Annotated in this window: 1 protein-coding gene; it reads right to left on the bottom strand. The window is 49.8% G+C overall.

Features of this window, described 5'->3' with window-relative positions:
• A partial coding sequence (pseB, locus tag AC1D2K_RS34875) for a UDP-N-acetylglucosamine 4,6-dehydratase (inverting) (protein WP_478095019.1) occupies positions 1-982 on the bottom strand: 982 nt, incomplete at its 3' end.
• Positions 983-1,242 lie beyond the last annotated feature (260 nt).

Here is a 1,242-nt window from a genome sequence, read left to right as displayed (position 1 = left end):
GGGGTACTTGCATTGCTATCAGCCGCCTAAGCTGTGCTACGGACAAGAAGTCGGGGTTCGTGCCGCTGTCGTACCTGAACCCGCTGTTGACCGGCCTTGCATTCGCCTGGGCGCAATAATCGCGCAGCGTGTAGTCGGCCCCGACGGGCAGGATGGCGTAATATTTACCGAGATCTACCGTATTCGAACTGTCACTTTCGGTAATCATTTCTTCATGGATTTTTTCCCCGGGACGAACTCCAATGATGCGTTGTTCGCAGTTCGGGTCAAGCGCAGTAGCTACGTCTGTAATTCGGTACGACGGGATCTTGGGCACCAGAATTTCACCACCGCGGGCGTTTTCGAGACTCCAGAGGGCCATCTCGACGCCATCTTCTATTGATATGTTGAAGCGTGTCATCGCCGGGTCCGTGATCGGGAAAAAGCCTTTTGAGCGCTGGCCGATAAAGAAGGGAATGACCGAGCCCCGGCTTCCCATGACGTTGCCATACCGTACAACAGAAAATCGGATATCTCGCAGGCCGCGAATGTTATTGGCGGCGATAAAAAGCTTGTCAGAGCAAAGCTTTGTAGCACCGTAGAGGTTGATCGGGGCCGCTGCTTTGTCGGTGGACAAAGCTACCACCCGACTAACTTGAGAATCAAGACAGGCCTCAATAACGTTCTGAGCGCCCAGTACGTTGGTTTTTATGTACTCGAAGGGGTTGTACTCTGCAGCGGGAACCTGTTTGAGGGCGGCAGCATGAACCACGATGTCAATACCTTCAAACGCTCGATGCAGGCGTGACAAGTCGCGAATATCACCCAAAAAATAACGCATGCAAGGCGCGTCAAATCTTTGTGCCATCTCATATTGCTTAAGCTCGTCACGAGAAAAAATTACTACCCTTTTGGGTTTAAATCTTGCCAAAAGTATTTCGACGTACTTTTGCCCGAAAGAGCCAGTTCCGCCTGTAATTAAGATGGATTTATCGTTGAACATATTTAGGGTTGTGCCGGCTTCGTCATTCATTTACAGCCAACACTAAAACTCGGGCTGAATTGTGATTATCTTGGGCGATTGTCGAATCCGTTAACGGCCGAGCAACACACTCGTTTGGTATTTCCTAAGGAAATCATCTCATAGTCTGGCTATGTGACAATGCGTTGGTTCAGCCCGTTGAATGACGCGTTTAGCCACTCAACCAACGCGTAATCATTTTGCCTCACCTTTTTTTTGAGAATGACTGAGAGCCATTGTGC

The sequence above is a fragment of the Variovorax sp. P1_H12_2 genome, from assembly GCF_056405335.1.
This window is presented reverse-complemented; position numbering and strand designations above follow the sequence as displayed.